Source organism: Micromonospora humidisoli, from assembly GCF_016900955.1.
Lineage (GTDB): Bacteria > Actinomycetota > Actinomycetes > Mycobacteriales > Micromonosporaceae > Micromonospora > Micromonospora wenchangensis.
Genome location: NZ_JAFEUO010000002.1, coordinates 370,254 through 391,722 on the forward strand (window position 1 = coordinate 370,254; position 21,469 = coordinate 391,722).

General features: G+C 74.3%; 16 protein-coding genes. 10 read left to right on the plus strand and 6 right to left on the minus strand.

Annotated features, from left to right (window positions below; all coding sequences use genetic code 11):
* Entirely contained in the window at positions 1–855 is an 855-nt protein-coding gene (locus JQN84_RS07080) for a lysophospholipid acyltransferase family protein (protein ID WP_204958169.1), read from the plus strand.
* Between the two features lie 106 nt (positions 856–961).
* Here the strand turns inward: JQN84_RS07080 and JQN84_RS07085 are convergent, their stop codons facing one another.
* The 3 genes from JQN84_RS07085 to JQN84_RS07095 form a co-directional block, all read right to left on the minus strand.
* On the minus strand, positions 962–1,831 hold the full coding sequence (locus JQN84_RS07085; protein ID WP_204958170.1) for an HAD family hydrolase: 870 nt from the start codon (positions 1,829–1,831) through the stop codon (positions 962–964).
* A 107-nt stretch (positions 1,832–1,938) separates the two neighbouring features.
* The gene (locus JQN84_RS07090; RefSeq protein ID WP_204957613.1) at positions 1,939–2,802 is read right to left on the minus strand and encodes a DUF5667 domain-containing protein; all 864 of its coding nucleotides are present in this window, start codon (positions 2,800–2,802) and stop codon (positions 1,939–1,941) included.
* Between the two features lie 229 nt (positions 2,803–3,031).
* Positions 3,032–4,063 carry an ECF subfamily RNA polymerase sigma factor, BldN family gene (locus tag JQN84_RS07095; protein WP_204957614.1) on the minus strand — a complete coding sequence of 344 codons (1,032 nt, stop codon included), beginning with the start codon at positions 4,061–4,063 and terminating at the stop codon, positions 3,032–3,034.
* Between the two features lie 708 nt (positions 4,064–4,771).
* Between JQN84_RS07095 and JQN84_RS07100 the strand changes: the two genes are divergently transcribed.
* The 7 genes from JQN84_RS07100 (at position 4,772) to JQN84_RS07130 (ending at position 12,180) form a co-directional block, all read left to right on the plus strand.
* Complete coding sequence (locus JQN84_RS07100; RefSeq protein WP_145921833.1) at positions 4,772–5,026, plus strand: glutaredoxin family protein; 255 nt, start codon at positions 4,772–4,774, stop codon at positions 5,024–5,026.
* 293 nt (positions 5,027–5,319) lie between these two features.
* The gene (locus JQN84_RS07105; protein ID WP_145921832.1) at positions 5,320–6,090 is read left to right on the plus strand and encodes a redox-sensing transcriptional repressor Rex; all 771 of its coding nucleotides are present in this window, start codon (positions 5,320–5,322) and stop codon (positions 6,088–6,090) included.
* Complete coding sequence (locus JQN84_RS07110; protein WP_204957615.1) at positions 6,087–7,478, plus strand: glutamyl-tRNA reductase; 1,392 nt, start codon at positions 6,087–6,089, stop codon at positions 7,476–7,478. The genes JQN84_RS07105 and JQN84_RS07110 overlap by 4 nt, the downstream gene beginning before the upstream one ends.
* Entirely contained in the window at positions 7,475–8,443 is a 969-nt protein-coding gene (gene hemC / locus JQN84_RS07115; protein WP_204957616.1) for a hydroxymethylbilane synthase, read from the plus strand. Before JQN84_RS07110 ends, hemC begins: the two co-directional genes overlap by 4 nt.
* The gene (locus JQN84_RS07120) at positions 8,440–10,020 is read left to right on the plus strand and encodes a bifunctional uroporphyrinogen-III C-methyltransferase/uroporphyrinogen-III synthase (RefSeq protein ID WP_204957617.1); all 1,581 of its coding nucleotides are present in this window, start codon (positions 8,440–8,442) and stop codon (positions 10,018–10,020) included. The genes hemC and JQN84_RS07120 overlap by 4 nt, the downstream gene beginning before the upstream one ends.
* Positions 10,021–10,039: 19 nt before the next feature.
* Positions 10,040–11,023 carry a porphobilinogen synthase gene (gene hemB, locus JQN84_RS07125; RefSeq protein WP_204957618.1) on the plus strand — a complete coding sequence of 328 codons (984 nt, stop codon included), beginning with the start codon at positions 10,040–10,042 and terminating at the stop codon, positions 11,021–11,023.
* Between the two features lie 539 nt (positions 11,024–11,562).
* A complete protein-coding gene (locus tag JQN84_RS07130; protein ID WP_239484961.1) occupies positions 11,563–12,180 on the plus strand; it encodes a helix-turn-helix transcriptional regulator in 618 nt (205 codons plus the stop codon).
* Between the two features lie 56 nt (positions 12,181–12,236).
* On the opposite strand, the gene JQN84_RS07135 is transcribed toward JQN84_RS07130, so the two are convergent.
* The 3 genes from JQN84_RS07135 to JQN84_RS07145 all read right to left on the minus strand — a co-directional run bounded on the left by JQN84_RS07135 (position 12,237) and on the right by JQN84_RS07145 (position 18,169).
* The gene (locus JQN84_RS07135; RefSeq protein WP_204957620.1) at positions 12,237–15,509 is read right to left on the minus strand and encodes a lamin tail domain-containing protein; all 3,273 of its coding nucleotides are present in this window, start codon (positions 15,507–15,509) and stop codon (positions 12,237–12,239) included.
* A 140-nt stretch (positions 15,510–15,649) separates the two neighbouring features.
* Positions 15,650–16,666 (minus strand): GNAT family N-acetyltransferase, encoded by a 1,017-nt coding sequence (locus tag JQN84_RS07140; RefSeq protein ID WP_204958171.1) that lies wholly within the window; start codon positions 16,664–16,666, stop codon positions 15,650–15,652.
* A 72-nt stretch (positions 16,667–16,738) separates the two neighbouring features.
* Positions 16,739–18,169, minus strand: coding sequence for a lytic murein transglycosylase (locus tag JQN84_RS07145; RefSeq protein ID WP_372445944.1), 1,431 nt, complete (start codon positions 18,167–18,169; stop codon positions 16,739–16,741).
* Between the two features lie 56 nt (positions 18,170–18,225).
* Here JQN84_RS07145 and JQN84_RS07150 point away from each other — a divergent pair, with 56 nt between their 5' ends.
* Together JQN84_RS07150 and JQN84_RS07155 are read left to right on the plus strand one after the other, a co-directional pair.
* Positions 18,226–18,453, plus strand: a complete 228-nt coding sequence (locus tag JQN84_RS07150; protein ID WP_204924783.1) for an FmdB family zinc ribbon protein — start codon at positions 18,226–18,228, stop codon at positions 18,451–18,453.
* 169 nt (positions 18,454–18,622) lie between these two features.
* Positions 18,623–21,451, plus strand: coding sequence for an ATP-binding protein (locus JQN84_RS07155; protein WP_204957622.1), 2,829 nt, complete (start codon positions 18,623–18,625; stop codon positions 21,449–21,451).
* Positions 21,452–21,469: the final 18 nt, after the last annotated feature.

Consider the following 21,469-nt stretch of genomic DNA (forward strand, 5'->3'; position numbering starts at 1 on the left):
GTGGAGCGGCCCGGTGACCCGTGGGACCGTCGGGTCGCCTCCGGGCTGGCGTTCCTGCGCCGCCGCCTGGCCGGCCAGTACGAGGTGGACGAGTTCGGGTTCGACCCGGAGCTGACCGGGGCGGTCTTCCACCCGCTGCTGCGGCTGCTCTACCGTGACTGGTTCCGTACCGAGGTCACCGGCCTGGAGCACGTGCCCGCCGACGGCGCCGGCCTGGTGGTGGGCAACCACTCGGGCACGGTGGCCCTGGACGCGCTGATCCTCTCCGCGGCCCTGCACGACCAGCATCCCGCCCACCGCTACCTGCGGTTGCTCGGCGCGGACCTGGTCTTCCGGATGCCCGTGGTCTCCGAGCTGGCCCGCAAGACCGGCGGTACGGTCGCCTGCAACCCGGACGCCGAGCGGCTGCTCGGCAACGGTGAGCTGGTCGGCGTCTTCCCCGAGGGGTTCAAGGGCATCGGCAAGCTCTACTCCGACCGTTACAAGCTGCAACGCTTCGGTCGGGGCGGCTTCGTCTCGGCGGCGTTGCGCACCGGCACCCCGATCGTCCCGGTCGCCATCGTCGGCGGCGAGGAGATCTATCCGATGCTGGCCGACATCAAGCCGCTGGCCCGGCTGCTCAAACTGCCCTACTTCCCGGTCACCCCGACGTTCCCGTGGCTGGGGCCGCTGGGCATGGTGCCGCTGCCGAGCAAGTGGCTGATCGAGTTCTGCCCGCCGATCCCGACCGCCCACCTGACCGACTCGGCGGACGACCCGCTCGTCGTGTTCAACCTCGCCGACCAGGTCCGGGAGACCATCCAACAGACCCTGCACCAGCTGCTGGAACGCCGCCCCGACCCGTTCGGCCCCTGAGCCCACGCCGCCGACCGCCCGGTCCCCGGGGCAGTGCTGCGCGGCCCGGTCCCCCGGGGCAGCGGTGCGGCGAACCCGGCCCCCGGCAGCGGTGCGGCGGTCCGGGTCAGGCCGGGCGGCGACGTCGGTGCAGCGCCCGACCGGCGGAGACCGCGCCGGCCAGCAGCCCGAGCGCGGCCGTCGACGGTACGGCGATCCGCGCGGCCCGGCGACCGGTGCGGAAGTCCCGCACCTCCCAGCCCCGTTCCCGGGCCACCCGCAGCAACGCGCCGTCCGGGTTGACCGCCACCGCGCGTCCCACCGTGGTGAGCATCGGCAGGTCGTTGCAGGAGTCGCTGTAGGCGGTGCAGCGGGGCAGGTCGAGCCCTTCGACGGTGGCGAGCTGGGTGACCGCCTCGGCCTTGGCCGGCCCGTGCATCAGCTCGCCCACCAGCCGACCGGTGTAGGCCCCGTCGACCACCTCGGCGACGGTGCCGATCGCGCCGGTCAGGCCGAGTCGGGCGGCGATCACCCGGCCGATCTCCACGGGCGCGGCGCTGACCAGCCAGACCCGCTGCCCGGCGTCGAGGTGCCGTTGGGCGAGCCGACGGGTGCCGGCCCAGATCCGGGGTGCCATCAACTCGTCGAAGATCTCCTCGGCGAGCCGTTCGACGGCGTCGACCCGCCAGCCCTCGACGAAGGCGAGGGCGGCCTGCCGGGCCTGCGACATGTCGCCGGCGTGCTCGGTGGCCAGCAGCCGGTACCGGGCCTGCCGCCAGGCGAACCGGGCCAGGTCACCGGTGGTGAAGTAGCGGCGGGCGGCGAGCCCCCGGGCGAACCAGTAGATCGACGCGCCGCGCATCATCGTGTTGTCGACGTCGAAGAACGCGGCGGCGCGGGAGTGGGTCGGCGTGGGCCCGGTGGCCGTCGCCTCCGCCCAGCCGGTGGTGTGCCCGTGGGCGTCGGTGCTGACCGTGACCCTGCGGGTGTCGGCCATCATGGCACCTCCCTGCGACGAGCGGCCCTGCGTGATCGAGCCTAGTCCGGCGCGGACCGTGGCCGACCGGCCGGCGCGGGAACTGTGGTGTGCGGCTCCGTCGCCGGTCAGCGGTAGGTCGGGCAGGTGCCGGGCACCGGGCCGAGGGCGTCGCTGCCGACCGGGGCAGGCAGCGCGCAGGCGAGCGCGGTACGCAGCGCGTCGGAGCGCTTGCGGATGGCGTCGAGCAGGGCGAGGGACTGCCGGGTGCGGTCCCGCTCGGCGACGCCGGCCCCGTCGAGCAGGCCACCGACCGCCCGGCGCTGCCCGCTGACGAAGGTGTTCACCGCGTCCAGCGCCGCCGGATCGCCGTGCTGCACGGCACCGCCGGTGAGCAGTCGTACGCCCTGGCGGGTGTCGGCGTCCATGTCGTCGAGGACCGCGCTGAACCCGGCCGCGTCGTCGCGGAGCGTGGCCGCCTCGTCGAGCCGGGTCCGGGCGAAGTCGAGGAAGAGTTGCCCCCGGCTGACGTCCGAGCTGGCCAGGGCGAGCTGGGCGCGTTCGGTGGAGCGCTTCATGCCGTACAGGGCGTCACCCGGCACCGCGTTCTCGCTGGCGGCCGAGATGCCGGAGACGGCGACCGCCCCGGCCGCGATGCCGACCAGGATGGCACCCCGGGCCCGGGCCCGTCGGGCGGTCACCCCGCCCAGCAGGGAACCCCGGCCGGTGGCCTGCGGTGTGCCGTCGGTGACCACCTCGGCGGTGTGCTCGCGTTCGGCGGTGGCCACCAGCATGGCCCGCAGGCCGGCGCGGAACTCGACGTCCACCTGGATGTCGGGTCGTTCGGCGACGAGTCGCTGCCCGACCGCCACGAGCCTGGTGAGCTGGTCGTCGGCACGGGACCGGACGTGGTGGCGTCGGCCGCCGTTGGCCTCGTCGAGAAGCTGGGCGAAGCGTACGGCCCGACGACGGGAGAAAAGGTCGCTGTCCACCGCAGGCACCCCCTCTCGCTGGTCACGGCCGGTCGGCCGCGGTGGTTCCACGCGACCGGCGGCGGCGTGCACCGTCGTACCAGGGTCGTGGTCGGCGGCGCTGCTCCGGACCGGGACGGGTCCGGGGGCGCCGGACAACCACCGGCCGCACCCGGAGAAACGCTCCGTGCCGGGCCCCGGTTACGGGGCGGTCGGGAGCGAAATCACGAAGAGTGATCGTCGGTGCAGGTCAGGGCTGGAATCCGTCCGGCAGCAGCCGGGCCAGCGCGCGGACCGCGCGGTACTGCAACGCCTTGATCGCTCCCTCGTTCTTGCCCATCGCGCGGGCGGTCTCGGCCACCGAGAGGCCCTGGAGGAAGCGGAGCACGATGCATTCCTGCTGCTCCGGGTTGAGCCGGGTGACGGCGGTGAGCAGCGCGACGTTGGTGATGTGCTCGACCACTGCGGCCTCGGGGCTGCCCTCCGGCCCCCGGTCCTCCCGGTCGGCGTCGAGCACGTCGCCGGTGGTCACCTCCAGCCGGTAGCGGCCGGACTTGAAGTGGTCGGCGACCAGGTTGCGGGCGATGGTGACCAGCCAGGCGCCCAGGTCGCGGCCCTGCCAGGTGAAGCTGCCGATCCGTTTGAGGGCGCGCAGGAAGGTGTCCGAGGTGAGGTCCTCGGCCAGTTGCCGGTTGCCGACCCGGAAGTAGACGAACCGAAAGACGGTGTCGACGTACCGGTCGTAGATCAGGCCGAACGCCTCGGCCTCGCCGGCCTGGGCCCGTTCCACCAGGGTCCAGACCTCGGTGGCCGGGTCGGAGGGGTCGGGGCGGCTCGGGAAGCCGGTGGGGGAGGTGCCGGCGGGCGTCGCCGCGGTGCCGGGCGGCTCGGCGGCCGGCGCCGGCGGCGGCCCGTCGGGCACGGCCGGGATCAGGGCGGTGTCGTCGGCGGGCACGGCCGGGATGACGGCGGTGTCGTCGGCGGGCACCACCGGGATCACGGCGGTCTCCCCACCGGCCGGGTCGGTGACGGCGGGCGGCTCACCGACCCGTCGGGTCTGCGTCGGCATCGGGGGCCGGGAGTGGGAGGTCACCCGGCCGGCCGGCGTGGCGTTGCCGCCGGGGGCGGCGGGCCGGGGGGCCGCCTCGTTGGGGTGCGGACGCTGGTGCGGCCGGCGGGGCGTCGCCTCCGGGCGGGCCGGGTCGAGCCGTTCGTTGACGGTGGCCCGGGGCGTCGGCCCGGTCAGTCCGGTGGGACGATCCGGGTAGCCGAAGGCGGTCACCGGGCCTCCCCGCAGCGGGTCACGACGGTGACCGGACGGCGGTGGACGGCCGCCGTGCCGGGTCTGCCCCGGACGGGCAGGGCCGTGTGGGGGGGTGCCGACGCGCGGCAGATCCCCTTGAGGTGCTGGTCCAATGCGCGCACAGGCACGGGGGCCTCCTCGGGCTGAGGGGTGTCGACTCACGGCAAATGGGGTGAGCCGACCCGAGTGATGATAGGGCCAACGTCACCCGCGTGTGCCAAGTCCGTTACACAGGGCCAAAGTATTTGCCCGGCTCGCCGACCCCTGGCGGACCGGTTGTCCGTCGTGGTCGGTTGACTTTCACGTCGCGGCTTGTTCCCTGGTGGAAATTGCAGCCCAGGGGAGTGGTGGAGGGCCGCCGGGGCCCCGCGCGTCCGGTCCGCCGGGCAGTGTCCACAGGTCCGCCCGGCGCGGCTGCGCGGGTGGTTGCGCCGGCCCCGATCGGGTGGTCCGGTCGACGCTGCGTGACCGTCCGGTGTGTGGGCCTGGCCGGGCGGCCGACGGCGTGTCAGACTCAGCCACCGCGCGACCGGCTCGGCCGTCCCGGGTGTGCCGCACCGGGGGACGGGCGAGACTGGGCGGGTGGGCCCGGCCCGCCGCCGGGCATCCGGCACCGGTGCGCAGCGGTCCGCCACCGTGCGCATCCCCGTCGCGGCCGACTCCGGCCGCCCTCACCCGGAGGTCCCGATGTCCACTGCCGCCCGGCTCGCCCTGATCACCCGGCCCGGTTGCCACCTGTGCGAGGACGCCAAGGCCGCGCTGGACCGGGTGGTGGCGGTCACCGGGGACCGGTGGGTGGAGAAGGACGTCACCGGCGACGTCGAGCTGGAGCGCGAGTACGGCGACCGACTGCCGGTGGTGCTGCTCGACGGCAAGGAGCACGGTTACTGGCGGGTGGAGGAGGAGCGGTTGCTGCGCGACCTGACCACCCCCCAGCTCTAGGGTGGCGTGGATCACGCTGGGTCATCGAGCGAGCGCGATTGGTGAGAGAAGTCGGGATTGCGCAATAATCGCGCGGCGGCACCGCTGGCGTGCCCGATCGATCTTGTGGGATGGGGGAGCAGGTGCAGGGCGGCCGCGATTCAGCAAGATCGCGATTTGTGCACGTCTTCACAAGCGCCTACTCTGTAGTTTCGACGCGCCCTGCTAGCACGGCCGGCTCGCCCGGTCACCGGCGGGGGTCCCCCAACGGGCGGGCACCGGAGCCGGCCGAGGATCGCACCGCACGGAGTCTCATGAGTCAGCACCGTCACCCTGGCGCGCCCGGCCGCGCCGGTGCCGTACCGGCGCTCCCGGACCTCCCGGAGGCGACCGTCGCACGGCTCCCCGAGTATCTCCGCGCCCTGCACAACCTCGCCGACGCCGGCCACGAGACGGTCTCCAGCGAGGGGCTGGCCGGGGCGGCCGGGGTCAACTCGGCCAAGCTCCGCAAGGATCTCTCCCACCTCGGCTCGTACGGCACCCGGGGGGTCGGCTACGACGTCGCCCTGTTGATCGACCAGATCGAGTTCGTGCTCGGGCTCACCCAGCGCCGGGCGGTCGCCCTGGTCGGGGTGGGTAATCTCGGTCACGCCCTGGCCGGCTACGACGGCTTCGCCAGCCGGGGTTTCCGGATCGCCGCCCTGTTCGACGCCGACGCGTCGCGGGTCGGCGAGATGATCAACGGGCTGGTCGTCCGGCACGTCGACGAGCTGCCCCGGGTCGCCGCCGAGGAGGCGATCTCGATCGGCGTGATCGCCACCCCCGCGCCGGCCGCCCAGGCGGTGGCCGAGCAGCTGGTCGCCGTCGGCGTCACGAGCATCCTCAACTTCGCGCCGTGCGTACTCTCGGTGCCGGACGGGGTCGACGTGCGCAAGGTCGATCTCGCCATCGAGCTTCAGATCCTGTCCTTCCACGAGCACCGCAAGGCGTCGTTGACCGCGCTGCCCGCCGCCGGCGGCTCCGCCCTCACCGCCCTGCCCGGCGGGCTCGCGACCCCCGACACCCAGGAGGCGATCGGCACGTGAAGCTGCTCGTCGTCGGCGCGTCCTACCGCACCGCTCCCGTGGCGACGCTGGAGCGGTTGGCGGTCGCCCCCGCCGACCTCACCCGCACCCTGGACCGCCTGGTCGCCCAGCCGTACGTCGCCGAGGCGGTGCTCGTCTCCACCTGCAACCGGGTGGAGGTGTACGCCGCCGTGTCCGGTTTCCACGGCGGTCTCGGCGACGTCTGCGCCGTCCTCGCCGAGCAGGCCGGCGCGCCGCCCGCCGCCTTCGCCAGCCACCTCTACGTGCACTACGACTCGGCCGCCGTCGACCACGTCTTCCGGGTCGCCGCCGGGCTGGACTCGATGGTGGTCGGCGAGGCGCAGATCCTCGGCCAGCTCCGCGACGCCTACCACTGGGCCTCCGGCGCGGACACCGCCGGGCGGCTGCTGCACGAGCTGATGCAGCAGGCGCTGCGGGTCGGCAAGCGGGCGCACGCCGAGACCGGCATCGACCGGGCCGGCCAGAGCGTCGTCACCGCAGCCCTGGACCTCACCGCCGAACTGCTCGACGGCGACCTCGCCGGCCGGCCGGCCCTGGTGGTCGGGGCGGGCGCGATGGGCGCGCTGAGCGTGGCGACGCTGTCCCGCCGGGCCGCCGGGCCGCTCACCGTCACCAACCGGGGGGCCGACCGGGCCGTCCGGCTGGCCGAGTCGTACGGCGCGAACGCCGTCCCGATCGCCGGACTCGTCCCCGCGCTCTCCACAGTGGACATCGTAGTGGCCGCCACCGCGGCCACCGAACCGGTCCTCACCGTCGACGTGGTGACCCAGGCGCTCGACCGCCGCGACCCCGACCGTGGACCGCTGGTCCTGCTCGACCTCGCCGTGCCCCGCGACGTCGCCCCCGAGGTGGCCGGGCTGCCCGGCGTCGAGGTGATCGACATCGACCGGATGGCCACCCTGCTCGCCGACGGCCCGGCCGCCACCGACGCCGCCGAGGTCGGCCGGATCGTGACCGCCGAGGTCGAGGCGTTTCTGAGCTGGCTGCGCGGAGCCGACGTGGCACCCACCGTGGCCGCCCTGCGCGGTCGCGCCGACGACGTGGTCACCGCCGAACTGCGCCGGCTCGCCCAGCGTCGCCCGGACTTCAGCGACGACCAGCGTGCCGAGGTGGCCCGCACGGTGCACCGGGTGGTGCAACGGCTGTTGCACCAGCCCACCGTCCGGGTCCGCCAGCTCGCCGCCGAGCCGGGCGGCGACCAGTACGCCGCGCTGCTGCGCGAGCTGTTCGACCTCCAGGTGCCGCAGACCTCCGGGGTCGACTCGGTGCCCGACGTGGTCGAGACCGTCGACGGCCGTGGTCCGTTCGGGGGCGCCGACGCGCCGGCGACCGACACCGACCAGCCGCCCACCGGAGGTGAGCGATGAGTACCCCCCTGCGCCTGGGCACCCGGGGCAGCGCCCTGGCGATGGCCCAGTCCGGCCACGTCGCCGAGGCGATCACCGCGGCGACCGGCCGCGCCGTCGAGCTGGTCGAGGTGGTCACCGCCGGGGACCGGTCGTCCGCGCCGGTGCAACGCCTCGGCGTCGGCGTCTTCGTCTCGGCGCTGCGCGACGCGTTGACCGCCGGCACCATCGACCTGGCCGTGCACTCGTACAAGGACCTGCCCACCGCCGGGGCGAGCGGGCTGCACGTCGCGGCCGTGCCACCCCGGCAGGACCCGCGCGACGCGCTGGTCGCCACCGGTGGGCGTACCCTCGCCGAGCTGCCGGCGGGGGCCGTGGTCGGCACCGGCGCGCTGCGCCGTATCGCCCAGCTGCACGCCCTCGGTCTGCACCTGGAGGTCACCCCGATCCGGGGCAACGTCGACAGCCGGCTCGCCCGGGTGCTCGGCCCGGACGCCGACCTCGACGCCGTCGTCGTGGCGCGGGCCGGGCTGGCCCGGCTCGGCCGCACCGACGTGATCACCGAAACGCTCGACCCGATGCTCATGCTGCCCGCGCCCGCCCAGGGCGCGCTGGCCGTGGAGTGCCGGGCCGACGACTCCGACCTGGTCGAGCTGCTCGCCGTGCTCGACCACGCACCGTCGCGGGCCGCGGTCGTCGCGGAACGCGCGTTGCTGGCCACCCTGGAGGCCGGGTGCTCCGCCCCGGTCGCCGCCTACGCCGAACTCGCCGAAGGTGAGAACGGTGACGAGATTTACCTGCGCGGGGCGGTGATCAGCCCGGACGGTTCGCGAGACCTCCGGCTGTCCCGCACCGGAACGCCCGCCGACGCGGCGGAGATCGGCAAGGCACTCGCCGCCGAACTCCTCGAACTCGGCGCCGACTCGATCCTCGGCCACGAAGGAAGCACCGGCCCGGGGACCCAGCAATTTGGGAGCACAGAATGACCCGCACCCGTAAGCCCGTCGGCCGCATCGCGTTCGTCGGCGCCGGACCCGGTGACCCGGGCCTGCTGACCCGCCGGGCCCACGACGCCCTGGTCGACGCCGACCAGGTGGTCTACGACCGGGGAGTCCCCGAGACGCTGCTCGACGTGGTCCGGGCCCAGGCCCGGTCCGACGCCCAGTTCAGCCCCGCCGAGGGCGTACCGGGCGACGTGGCGAAGATGCTCATCAGCGCGGCCCGCTCCGGGCTCAACGCGGTGCACCTGGTCGCCGGCGACCCGTTCGGCCACGACTCGGTGGTCAAGGAGGTGCAGGCGGTCGCGCGGACCGCCGCGCACTTCGAGGTGGTGCCGGGCGTCGGCCAGGCCGAGGGCGTCGCCACCTACGCCGGGGTGCCGCTGCCCGGGGTACGCACCGCCGCCGACGTCGAGGACGTCGGCACGCTGGACTTCGACGCGCTCGCCGCCGCCGTCGGCCGGGGGTCACTGGCCCTGGCCGTCGACGCCGGTGACCTGGCCGCCGTGCGGGACGGCCTGCTGGCCGCCGGGGTGGACGGCACCACCGGGGTCGGGGTGACCGGCGACGGCACCGGCGAGACGCAGTACACCACCACGTCGAGCGTGGACTCGTTCGTCGCGGCGGCGCTCGGCTTCACCGGCCGGGTGGTGCTCACCGTCGGCGAGGGCGTCGGCCAGCGGGACCGGCTGAGCTGGTGGGAGAACCGCCCGCTGTACGGCTGGAAGGTGCTCGTCCCCCGGACCAAGGAGCAGGCCGGGGCGATGAGCGCCCGGCTGCGCGCGTACGGGGCGATCCCGTGCGAGGTGCCGACCATCGCGGTCGAGCCGCCGCGCACCCCCGCCCAGATGGAGCGGGCGGTCAAGGGGCTGGTCGACGGCCGGTACGCCTGGGTGATCTTCACCTCGGTCAACGCGGTCCGGGCGGTCTGGGAGAAGTTCGCCGAGCACGGTCTCGACGCCAGGCACTTCGGCGGCGTCAAGATCGCCTGCATCGGTGAGGCCACCGCCGACGCGGTACGCGCCTTCGGCATCCAGCCGGAGCTGGTGCCCGCCGGGGAGCAGTCCTCCGAGGGGCTGCTGGCCGAGTTCTCCCCGCACGACGAGATCCTCGACCCGGTCGGCCGGGTGCTGCTGCCCCGCGCCGACATCGCCACCGAGACGCTCGCCGCCGGGCTCACCGAGCGCGGCTGGGAGGTCGACGACGTGACCGCGTACCGCACGGTCCGGGCCGCCCCGCCGCCCGCCGAGATCCGCGACGCGATCAAGTCGGGCGGGTTCGACGCGGTGCTCTTCACGTCCTCCTCGACGGTGCGCAACCTCGTCGGTATCGCCGGGAAGCCGCACGCGCGTACCGTGGTTGCCGTCATCGGGCCCAAGACGGCGGAGACCGCGACGGAGTTCGGCCTGCGGGTCGACGTGCAGCCGCCGCACGCCTCGGTGCCCGACCTGGTCGAGGCGCTGGCCGCCTACGCCGTCGAACTGCGTGAGAAGCTCGCCGCGATGCCGGCGAAGCAGCGTCGGGGTTCGAAGGTGCAGGGGCCGACCGCGCTCAGGTTCCGCTAGCCGTACTGGGAGGCCCCTCATGCCGTACCCCGAGATCCGGCCCCGCCGGCTGCGTCGCAACGCGGCCGTGCGGCGGCTGGTCTCCGAGACCCGCGTCGACCCGGCCGAGCTGGTCGTGCCGATGTTCGTCAAGGAGGGGCTGACCGAGCCACGGGCCATCGCGTCGCTCCCGGGGGTGCTCCAGCACTCGCGGGACTCGCTGCGCAAGGCGGCCGTGGCGGCGGTCCAGGCCGGGGTCGGCGGGATCATGCTGTTCGGGGTGCCCGAGCGGCGGGACCCGACCGGCTCCGGCGGCACCGACCCGGCCGGCATCCTCAACGTCGCCATCCGCGACGTGGTGGCCGAGGTCGGCGACGCCACCGTGGTGATGAGTGACCTGTGTCTCGACGAGTTCACCTCGCACGGTCACTGCGGGCTGCTCACCCCCGACGGCGGGGTGGACAACGACGCGACCCTGGCCGCGTACGCCGAGATGGCGGTGGCGCAGGCGGACGCCGGGGTCGGCATGGTCGGCCCGTCCGGGATGATGGACGGCCAGGTGGGCGTCGTCCGCCGGGCGCTGGACGCCGCCGGCCACGCCGACGTGGCGGTGCTGGCGTACGCGGCGAAGTACGCCTCCGCCTTCTACGGCCCGTTCCGCGACGCCGTCGAGTCGGCGCTCGACGGTGACCGGCGCACCTACCAGCAGGACCCGGCGAACCTGCGGGAATCGTTGCGCGAGGTCGAGCTGGACGTGGCCGAGGGCGCCGACCTGGTGATGGTGAAGCCCGCGCTGCCCTACCTCGACGTGGTGGCGGCGGTCCGGGCCGCCGTGGACGTCCCGGTCGCCGCCTACCAGGTCTCCGGCGAGTACGCGATGGTCGAGGCGGCCGCCGCGAACGGCTGGATCGACCGCGAGCGGGTGATGCTGGAGACGCTCACCTCGATCCGTCGGGCCGGTGCGCAGATCATCCTCACCTACTGGGCGGTCGAGGCCGCCGAGCTGCTGCGCCAGCGCTACTGATCGCGGGGGCGGGCTGCGGACGCCGTGGCCCACGCCCGTGGCCGTGGCTCCTCGCCCACGCCCCTGCACCTGGCTCCCCGGCCCCGCCGCCGTCGGCGGGCGCCTGCTGCCGGCGTGGCTGGTCCCTCATCGGCGTCGACCGCCTGCTCGGCGGTCAACCGATCTGGTTACTCTCCGCACTTTTCGGCTCCCCCCACCACCCTGGTTCGCACGCTTTGCTCTGCTGCCCCCTATGCGACGCTTACCGTGGGTGCCTGTCGCCGATTCGGCAGCAGAGCAAAGCGTGCGAGGGGGAGTAGGGCTGGGTGGAGAGAGGTTGGGCGTTTCCGCTGTTCAGGCTGTTTTTGCGGATCTTGGTGATGTGGATCCCTGCCCGAGGTGACATGACTCACGGTAATTGACGGGTCGGGTCGGTGAAGTGACCCTGTGTAATCGATGCCGGGTCGCAAAGGAAGCGAGTTTTCCACAGGCCTGGGCGTTGTCCACAGGTGATGACGGCGGGATTGCGACGGGGTTCGGCCGGGCGCGACGGTGGCGACATGACCGACCCCGCGCCGCCGCACCGACCTGGCACCCACCCCACTCCGGTCCCCGCGGCTCCCACCGCCCCGGACACCCGCCCGGCTGCCACCTCCCCTCCGACGCCGGACGGGGAAGGGGACGAGCCGCCGACCTTCCTCAGCACGCCCTACGACCTGCCGTGGCCGGCGGCCGGGATCGTGCGGGCGGTCCGCCGGCGTGCCGACGCGAGTCAACGGGAACTGGCGCGCTGGGCGGGGGTGCACCACGGCACGGTCGGGCGGATCGAGGCGGGCGCGCTCACCCCGAGCATCGCCCTGCTGCGCCGGATCATCGCGGCGGCCGGTTTCCGGCTGGCCGTGGTCGACGAGTTCGGTCGGGTGCTCACCCCGATGCGGGACCGCGACGACGCCCGGGACGGTGCGGGCCGCCGCTACCCGTCGCACCTGGACACGATTCTGGACCCGGAACCGGGTGAGTGGTGGGCGGACGTCTACGGGCTCGCCCGGCCACCGGAGACGTTCTACCGTAACCGGGCCGTCCGGGACGCGATGCGCCGCCGGAGCCAGTGGGAGGTGCGGGTGGCGAAGTACCGCAACGTGCCACCGCCGCCCCGGGTGGTGCGCCCGCCATGGTGACGGCCCGCCGATCCGGCGGGAAGCCGGACCGACGGGCCGTCGGAGGTACGCGACGCTCAGTCGTCGTCGGTGATGACGCCGGTCGCCAGCAGGTCGGCGAACCGCAGGTTCAACGGGCCGGCCACCGCGAAGGCGATCTTCTCGTCCGGCTCCCGCTTCTGGTCACCGCGAACGGTCACCGGGAACGCCAGCGAGGTCTGCCCGGCGGGCAGGGTCCGGCAGCCGACGTACGGGGTGAAGTCCAGCACCACCGTCGCGGTCAGCCCCACCGTGGCGGCGCAGAGCGTGGTCGGCTGGGACAGCGGACGGGACACGGTGACCTGGAACGTCATCGTGCTGGTGCCCCGGTCGCCCTCCACCACGGACGCGTCGGCCACCCGCAGCGACGGCTGGCTGCGGAACCGGGCCACCTGCGGGTCGTGGTCGCTGGCCCCCCGGGTGCCGTCCCCGGTGAACTCCGCAGGCCAGTCCGCGTTGACGTGCGCGGCCCGGATCTGCACCAGGTCCGCGTGCAGGGCATCGTTGACGAACAGGTTGTCCAGCGTCTGCGCCGACCCCTGGAAGCTGTACGAGTACGCCGCCGACGGCACGTCGGCCACCAGGTCGTCCCAGAGGTTACGCAGGCCGGCGCGGTAGAGCGGGCCGAGCTGGTCCGACGGGGTCGGGTTCGCCCCGGTCGCGATCGGGTCGTCCGGGCGGGGGAAGACGTTCAGGTCCCCGCCGTACACCACCCGGGCGTCCGGGTCGGCCGCCTCGATCGCGGTGACGATCGCCGCCCCGTACGCGGCCTGCTCGGTGCGCTGCCCGACCCGGGTGTCCGGCCCGGACGAGTAGTGGTTGCTCAGCGCGTACAGCAGGTAGGACTCCGACCCGCCGGGGGTCGCCTTCACCACGAACTTGCCGAGCTGCGGGGCCCGGGTGAAGACGTTGTTGCCGTCCTTGCCGGTCGAGGTGTCGGTGTCGGCCGGCAGCACCGCGTTGAGCGCCTTCGGGTTCTGCACGTCCGCGTTGGACGCCAGCCCCGCCGACCGGTACTGCACGGTGGGCGCGGAACCGAGCAGCGGGTCGGTGGCGCTCGCCCCGGCCAGCGACAACCGGTCGGTGCGGTACAGGAACGCCGAGGTGATGCCCCGGGCGTCCGCGCCGGTCCGGTCGTACGCCGCCGCGTAGGCGGGACCACCGGCGGCCCGCACCGCCAACGCCAGATCCTGGAGGGTGTCCGGCGCTCCGTCGGCGTTGTCGGTGGTGCCACAGACCAGGCTGCCGCCGGAGACCGAGCAGATGTCCTGGTCCTCGGCCTCCTGCACCAGGATCAGATCCGGGGCGTGCAGGTCGGTGCGGATCTGCGCGGCAAGCTCCGACAGGTGCTCCCGGTATTCGGCCTCGCTCGCCGGCACGTAGTCGAACGGCGGGGACACCCCCGGGCAGCCCGCGTTGCCGGTGAAGTCGCAGCCGTCGAACGGGTCGTCGCGGAAGTCGTACAGGTTCTCCACGTTGTAGGTCGCCACCGCGACCTCCCGGGCCCGGTCCGCCGGGCGCGGCGGGTTGTTCGCCGCCGGGTCCACCCCGGCGGTCAGGGCCAGCGACTCCGGCTGCACGCTGAACTTGCTGAAGCCGTACGACACCGCGCCGAACGCGTCGGCGGTGAGGGTGTCGAAGGTACGGGCCGGCGGGAGCAGCGCCGTCGAGTCACCGGCGGTGGCCTTCACGCCGCCACCGCCGAGCAGGATGCGCTGCCCGTTGCCGTTGTCGAAGACCTGCCCTGGCACGTCGTCCAGCGGGTGGGCGTCCCGGAAGACCCGGCGGGCGTACGGGTCGGTCCGCTTGAGCAGCGGGTCCGCCCGGTCCACCACCCACACCTCGGAGTCGGCGGTGGAGCCGAACACGTCCCGGGGACCGGTGACGCCGGAGCCGCTACGGACCCGCAACCGGGCCCCCTCGTGCCGCTCCCAGAACCGGTCGGCTGCCGCCGCGTCGGCCGGCGGGACCGCGTCGTCCACGGTCACGGCGGTGTTCACGTCGAGCCCGGTGTCGAGTCGGCGGACCAGCGAGGCACCGGAGAGCTGGGTCTGGTCGAAGTACTCCGACACCCGGCCGCGCAGCACCACCTCGTCGCCGACGGTCGGCGCGTAGCCACCGATCAGCGTGGTGAAGGATCCCATGAAGACGAAGATCCCGTCCGAGCTGAGCGGGTCGCCGTCCTCGGTGCCGGTGCGGCTCTGCAGGTAGAAGCCGTACTGGTCGGCACCGGCCGAGGTGCGGGCCAGCGACTTCTGGGTGATCACGCCCCGCACGTCGTACAGCAGCGGGCTGGTGCCGGTGCCGGAGGGCGGGGCGAGCGGCGACCGGTCGGTGCGCGGGTTCTCGTCGTCGCGGGTCGGGCCCTGCACCTGGCCCACCGACAGCACCCCGTTGGCCTGCACGGTGAGCGAACAGGTGGCGGTGCCGCCGTCGGTGTCCGTCGCGGTCACGGTGACCGTGTACGTGCCGGCGGGCAGGCCGGTGGCGGTGACCGTCGCGGTCGCTGTGCCACCCGGCGCGGTCGCCGGGGTGAACGCGGTACGGCTGATCGAGCCGCCCGCCGGGGCCGGGGCGACCGCGGTGACCGCCAGGTCGACGACCGTGTCGTCCGGGTCGGTGCCGGTGACCTCCCGGGTGCCGGTCGCGCCGGCCTCGATGGTCAACGTCCCGCCGCAGGTCAGCACGGCCGGCTGGTCGACCGGGCCCCCGCCGTCGAGGGTGTGCGCGCCCAGCCCGTCGAAGGTGTCGGTGGGGTAGCCGGCCCACTGGGCGGCCGGGTCGAACGCGTCAGACGGGTCAGCGTCCCCGCTGGACACCGACGGCAGCCGGCGCAGCGTGTTGTCGGCGGTGCTGGTCAGCCCGCTGCCCCACTCGCTACCCGGGTCGACGCCGACCTGCCCGATCGCGTCGAGCACGACGGCACCCCGACGCAGCACGATCGCGTCGTCGCCGTTGAACAGGCTCGCGCCGGTGGTCTGGTCGGCCTGGGCGAGGATCGCCGGGCCGGCCGACGCGGCGGCGAAGACGAACACGTCCCCGGTGGCGACGGTACCGGTGAGCGCGATCGTGGTGGCCGTGGTGGACCCGTTGAAATAGAGCTGGAGCTGGTAGCCGCCGGCGGTCAGGTCGACCGCTGCGCCGGTGCCGTTGTACAGCTCGATCGCCTTGTTGTTGGACGAGCCTTCGACGTACTCGGAGATGAACAGGTCGGTGGGCGCGGCGGTGGCCGCGGTGGGAGCGACGCCGAGCACCGGTACGGCGACGACGGCGACGGTGGCGAGCGCGGCGAATCTGCGGCGCAGGCGCATGGGGCCTCCACGATGGGTGGACGGGAACCAACGCACGTTAAGGTGCGTCGCTGTCCGCCGTCCATCCCTCGGGCGGCGATGTGGTGAATTCGCGACAGTGCTGCCCGACGCCCCCGACCGGATGCCGCCGGCCGCCCTGCTCAGCGGTGGGCGTCGAGCCGGTGCACCAGTTCGGCGACGTCCACGCTGTACTCGCACCAGTCCCGGTCGGGCTGGTAGCCCAGCTCGGCGTTGACCTTGAGCATCACCTCGTTGGCCTGGGTGTTCCAGGTCTGCACCTCGGTCAGCTCCGGCTCGGCGGAGCGCAGCTCCAGCAGCATCCGCGCCTTGATCGCCCGGTCGATGCCGTTGCCCTGATGGTCACGCGTCACGATGGTGTCGTACTGGTCGGCGCGGGTGGGGTGCTGGACCGGCACCACCACCTCGGTCAGGCCGGCCACCGCGCCGGTGCGCTCGTGCAGGGCGAGCACGATGTACGGCTTCATGCCCCGCCGGTGCAGCGTGTCGAGGCTGTCCCGCAGCCGCTGCGGATCGTACGAGCTGGGGCGCAGCTCGCCGTCCTCGACGTCGCGGACCTCGGCCTTCGCCCGGGCGTACGCCTCGATCAGGTCGTCGAACAGCCCACCCGGGTAGAACTCCAGGTGGTAGCCCGGGTTGACGGCGGCGGCCATCTCGGTCAGCGCCGTCCAGTCGACCGTGCCGAGGTCGAGCACGCTGCGGGTCTCGACGTACTCGCGGGTGAAGCCCAGCGACGAGTAGAAGCCGATCGCCGGGGTGTCGCCGACCACCTCGACCCCGATCGACCGGAAACCCTCCTGATAGACCCGGCGGGCTGCGGTGCGCACCAGTTCCCGGCCCAGCCCGCTGCGACGGACCGCCGGGTGCACCAGCACCTCCAGTACGCCGATGTCACCGAGCAGCAGCACGTGCACGTGCCCGAGGATCGGGGCGGGGCCCCCGTCGGCCGGCGGATCGGCGTGGGCCACCCAGGAGATGCGTCGTTCGCCGGGCATCACCTCGGAGAGGTACTCCCGCAGCGAATCCTCCCGCCACGGCGGGTCCTGCGGGAGGTCGGCCGCGAGAACCGCGTTCAGCGTGTCCAGCACGGAGCCGATCTCGGCGGACGACGCGGTTCGGGGGTCCCATTCGCGCACCATCACGCGTCTAGCTTGCCGTCAACGGCTCTTCGGGGGAAGTGTCCGGTCCGCCAATGTATGCGAACGATCACCTCACGTACGGCTTGCGCGCCCGTACTCCTGGGCCTTGTCGAAGACGTCCTGCGCGTAGCGGCGTACGTCGTTGTAGGAGAGGATGGCCCCCCACCAGTCGCCGGGGATGGTCATGTTCCGGCCGCCCTGGCACAGGTAGTTCCCGGCGGCGAGGGCCGCGTCGTCCAGATCGTGCGGGTCCTTGCGGCCGTCGTTGTCGGCGTCCGCGCCGACCTGCTGCCAGGTGGTCGGGATGAACTGCATCGGCCCGATCGCCCGGTCGTAGACGGTGTCCCGGTCGAACAGCCCGCCGTCGGTGTCCCGGATCAGGGACCGCCCGCCCTTGCCGTCGAGTGGATCACCAATGATTTCCGGTACGGCCCGGCCGTCCGGCCCGAGGGTCGCGCCGTTGGCCTGCCCGTGCCGGGATTCCACGTAGCCGATCGCGGCGAGCGTGGTCCAGCTCAGCTGGCAGCTCCGGTTCGTCTGGGCGAGCACCAGTTCGGCGTAGCCGTACGCCTGCATGGCGATCGGGGAGACGCCCGCCTTGCTGCCGGTGACCCGGGCCCAGTCGCCCAGCGCGTCGGCGGGCCGGCCGGCGGCGGGCGGTACGCCCGACCCGCTCGGCACGGCCCCGGCCGACGGGAAGCTGCCCAGCGGCAGGGTGGGGGTGACACCCGGGAACACCGGCACTCCGGTGGTCGCCCCGGCCGACGGGGCCTCGGGGCCGGCGGAGGCGCTGTCGTCCACGGCCACCGGCCGGGGTGCCCGGACCGCGCTCGGCACCACCACCGCACCGACCGCGGCGGTCGCCGCGACCAGCGCGAACAGGAACAGGCCGGGGAGGGTCAACCGGCCGCTGGGCCGGCGCGACCAGGCCCGGGTGGCCCGGGTCGCTGCTCCCACCGCCTGCCGGGGCGGCGGCAGCCGGACGGCGTGGGCGAACGGCACCCGCCGCCGCCGACCGGTCTTCACCCCGGCTGCGGCGCTGTCGCCCGTGCCGCTCTCCCCGGTCCCGTCGGTCTTCGCGGCCGGCTCGGTCTTCTCCGCGGCCGGCTGGGTCTCTGCGGCCGGCTGGGTCTCTGCGGCCGGCTCGGTCTTTGCGGCCGGCTCGGAAACCTCCCCGGCGTCGGCGTTCGCGGTCCCGTCGGTCCTCGCGGCCGGTCCGGCGGGCTCGGTCCCTGCGCCGGGGGCGGCCGGCTCGGCGGGCCCGGTCCCGCCGCCCGGGGCGGCCGGCGCATCGGACCCGGGACGGGCGTCCGTCCCGGCGGCCGACGGAGGAGCAGCGGCCGGGGGAGGACCGGCGGCGGGTCCGGCGGCCGGCGGGGTGAGGGTGTCGTGGCGGGGTCGGCGGGGCCGGGGGAGCCAGCCGCGACGCGGAGCGGGAGGCACGTCCTCGGGCGGGGTCGCTGCGCGCAGGGGCCGTTCCGTCGAATCTTCGCCGCTCACCACTGTTTGAGTATCACCCATGTCGGCCGGGGAGTCAGGTCCGGCCGTAGGGTGGGCCCATGCCCCGGTACGAGTTCCGCTGCCGCGCCTGCGGCGACACCTTCGAGGTCAACCGACCGATGGCCGAGGCCGGTGCGCCGGCCGACTGCCCCCAGGGTCACGCCGACACGGTCAAGCTGCTGTCCACCGTGGCGGTCACCGGACGTGGGGGCGGCTCCGCCACCGGCGGCGCCCCGGCGGGTCCCGCCGCCGGCGGTGGTTGTTGCGGCGGCGGCTGCGGCTGTTGACCTGGCCGGCCACCGACCGCACCGCAACCGGCCCGATGTAACGGTTCGGCAGGCCGGTACGCCGGGATGAGTGACCCCTTGGGTCTGATATCGCCCGACCGTTCTTACGATGCGTGACCGGTCGACCATAGGGCAGCATGAACCCGACGTCAGGGGCGGAGGTCCACGCATGTCGCCACGGATGCACCTCCCGAGCGGTTGGGTGACCTTCGTCTTCACCGACATCGAAGGTTCCACCCGGTTGGCCCAACTGCTCGGGTCCGACTACCGCCCGGTGCTCTGGGAGCACCGCCGGCTGCTGCGCGACACCCTGGCCGCGACCGACGGCGCGGAGTTGCTCACCGAGGGGGACTCGTTCTTCCTCGCCTTCCCGGACGCGTCGGCGGCGCTGACCGCCTGCCTGACCGCGCAGCGGGCGCTGTCCACCCACGACTGGCCCAACCCGGAGGCCGCGCCGAGGGTACGGATGGGACTGCACACCGGCTTCGCCGAGCCCCGCGACGGCGAGTACGCCAGCCCCGAGGTGCACCGGGCCGCCCGGGTGGCCGCCGCCGCGCACGGTGGGCAGGTGCTCTGCTCGGCGTCGACCGAGCGGCTGGCCCACCCGCTGCCCGCCGGGGCCACCCTGATCGACCTGGGCCTGCACCGGCTGCGGGGCTTCGACGACCGGGAACGGCTGTTCCAGCTCGTCGCGCCGGGGCTGGAACGGCAGTTCCCCCGCCCGAACACCGCCGAGGCGCTGGCGCACAACCTGCCCACCCAGGTCAGCTCGTTCGTCGGCCGGGAGACCGAGCGGGTGGAGCTGGACCTGCTGATCCGCCGCCAGCGGCTGGTCACGGTGGTCGGCGCGGGTGGGGCCGGCAAGACCCGGCTCGCCGTCGAGGTGGCCTCCGGCCAGGTGGAGGCGTACCCGGACGGGGTGTGGTTCGTCGACATCGCCACGGTCACCGACCCGGGGCTGGTGGCGTTCGCCATCGCCGCCGTGCTCGGGGCCCGGCCGGAACCGGGCCGCCCGATCCTGGACACCCTGGTCGAGTACGCGGCCGTCCGGCGGATGCTGGTGGTGCTGGACACCTGTGACGCCCAGCCGGCGGCCTGCGCCGAGGTGATCTCGCGGCTGCTCGCCGGGGGCAGCGGGCTGCGGGTGCTGGCCACCAGCCGGGAGGCGTTCGGTCTGCCCGGCGAGGTGGTGTGGCGGATTCCGCCGCTGGCGGTCGACCCGCAGCCGGGGCGTACCGAGAGCGACGCGGTGGCGCTGCTGCTGGACCGTACGGCGGCGGCCCGGGGCGGGCGGCCACCGGAGTGGACCGAGGCCGCGGACCTGCGTCGGGTGGTGCAGCGGTTGGACGGGTTGCCGTTGGCGATCGAGCTGGCCGCGGCCCGGTTGCGGGTGCTCTCCGCCGGCCAGTTGGCGGCCCGGCTGGACGACATGCTGGGCACCCTCGACGCCGGTCGGGGGGTGCCGGAGCGGCCCCCCGAGCGGGGCTGGGCGGGCAACCAGCAGGACACGGTGGACCTGGTCGCCGCGGCCTCCGGCCAGACGCCGCCGAGCCCGGCGCACCGGGCGGTGCAGCGGTCGGCGACCGAGCGGCACCTCACCATGCAGGCCACTGTCACCTGGTCGTACCGCACGTTGGGGCCCCGCGCGGCCCGGCTGCTGCACTGGTTGGCGGTCTTCACCGGGCCGGTGGACCTGGCCACGGTGGAGTGGTTGATCGGTGACGACCCGCTCGACCCGCTGTCGGTGCTGGTGGACAAGTCGATGGTGCTGGCCGAGCCGCACGCCTCGGGCAGCACCTACCGGATGCTCGACCCGATCCGGGCGTACGCGGCGCGTCGGCTGGTCGAGACCGGTGAGGAGCAGGCCGCCCGGGACCGGCACGTGGCCTGGGCCCAGCACGCGCTGCACCGGGCACACCTGGGGGCGGACGGCCGACCGGTCACCCTGTCGCTGTACGCGGTCGACCCGCTCGCCGGTGAGCTGCGCTCGGCGCTGCGCTGGTCGGCCACCAGGGGCAGCGCCCGCGCCGGGCTGCGGCTGGCCGGTGGGCTGGACCAGTGGTGGCGCGAGCGCGGGCTGTCCCGGGAGGCCCGGCTGTGGCTGTTCCGGCTGTACGGGCGGATCGCCGAGACCGGCGAGGCGATTCCCGAGGCGGAGCTGGCGGCGGCGTACCACCTGCACTCGCTGCACGCCGGCGCGGACGGCGAGTTCGCCGAGGAGCTGCGGTTCTCGCAGCGTGCGGAGGCGGCGGCCCGGCAGGCCGGCGACGCGGGGCTGCTGGCCCGGGTGCTCGCCGGGCGGGCCGTGCCGCTCGTCGACATGGGGCAGTTCGCCGAGGCGGAGCGGGTCTGCCGGGAGGTCATCGACTGGGCGGGCGAGTTGGAGGTCAGCGGGGACGCCCTGCTGGCCGTCTACAACCTGGCCGAGCTGCTGTGGCGGCGGGGCGCGTTGACGGAGGCGGCGGAGCTGCTCGGGGCGGCCCGACCGGTGGAGGCGGCCCGGCCGGTGGAGCGGGGCTACCGGTCGGTGGACATGCTGCTGGGCATGGTGGCGTTGGCCCGGCGTGACCTGGTGGCCGCGCACGAGCACCTGCTGGTGGCGTTGCGGGCCCGGATGGGGCACGGCTACCACGGGCGGGCCTGCGACACGGTGAACGCGGTGGCGGTGCGGTGCGCGTTGGGCGGGGAGCCGTTGACGGCGGCCCGGCTGTTCGGTGCGGCCCAGGCGACCCGGGCGCGGCTGCGCGGCACCCCGGGCATCTACGGCACGTACTGGCTCCAGCAGCAGGCCGAGCTGCGGCGCATCCTCGGTGACGCGGCCTTCGACGCCGCCTACGGCGAGGGTGGTGAGCTGGGCCTGGAGGAGGCGGCGGCGTTGGCGTTCGCGGTGGAGCATCCGGACCTGGCGGCCGACTCGATCCGGTTCCGGGCGACCGGCCCGTTGACGCCCAGGCCGGTCCACCACCGTGAGGCCGACCGTCGGGAGGAGTGGGCCTGACCTGTGGTGCCGTCCGGG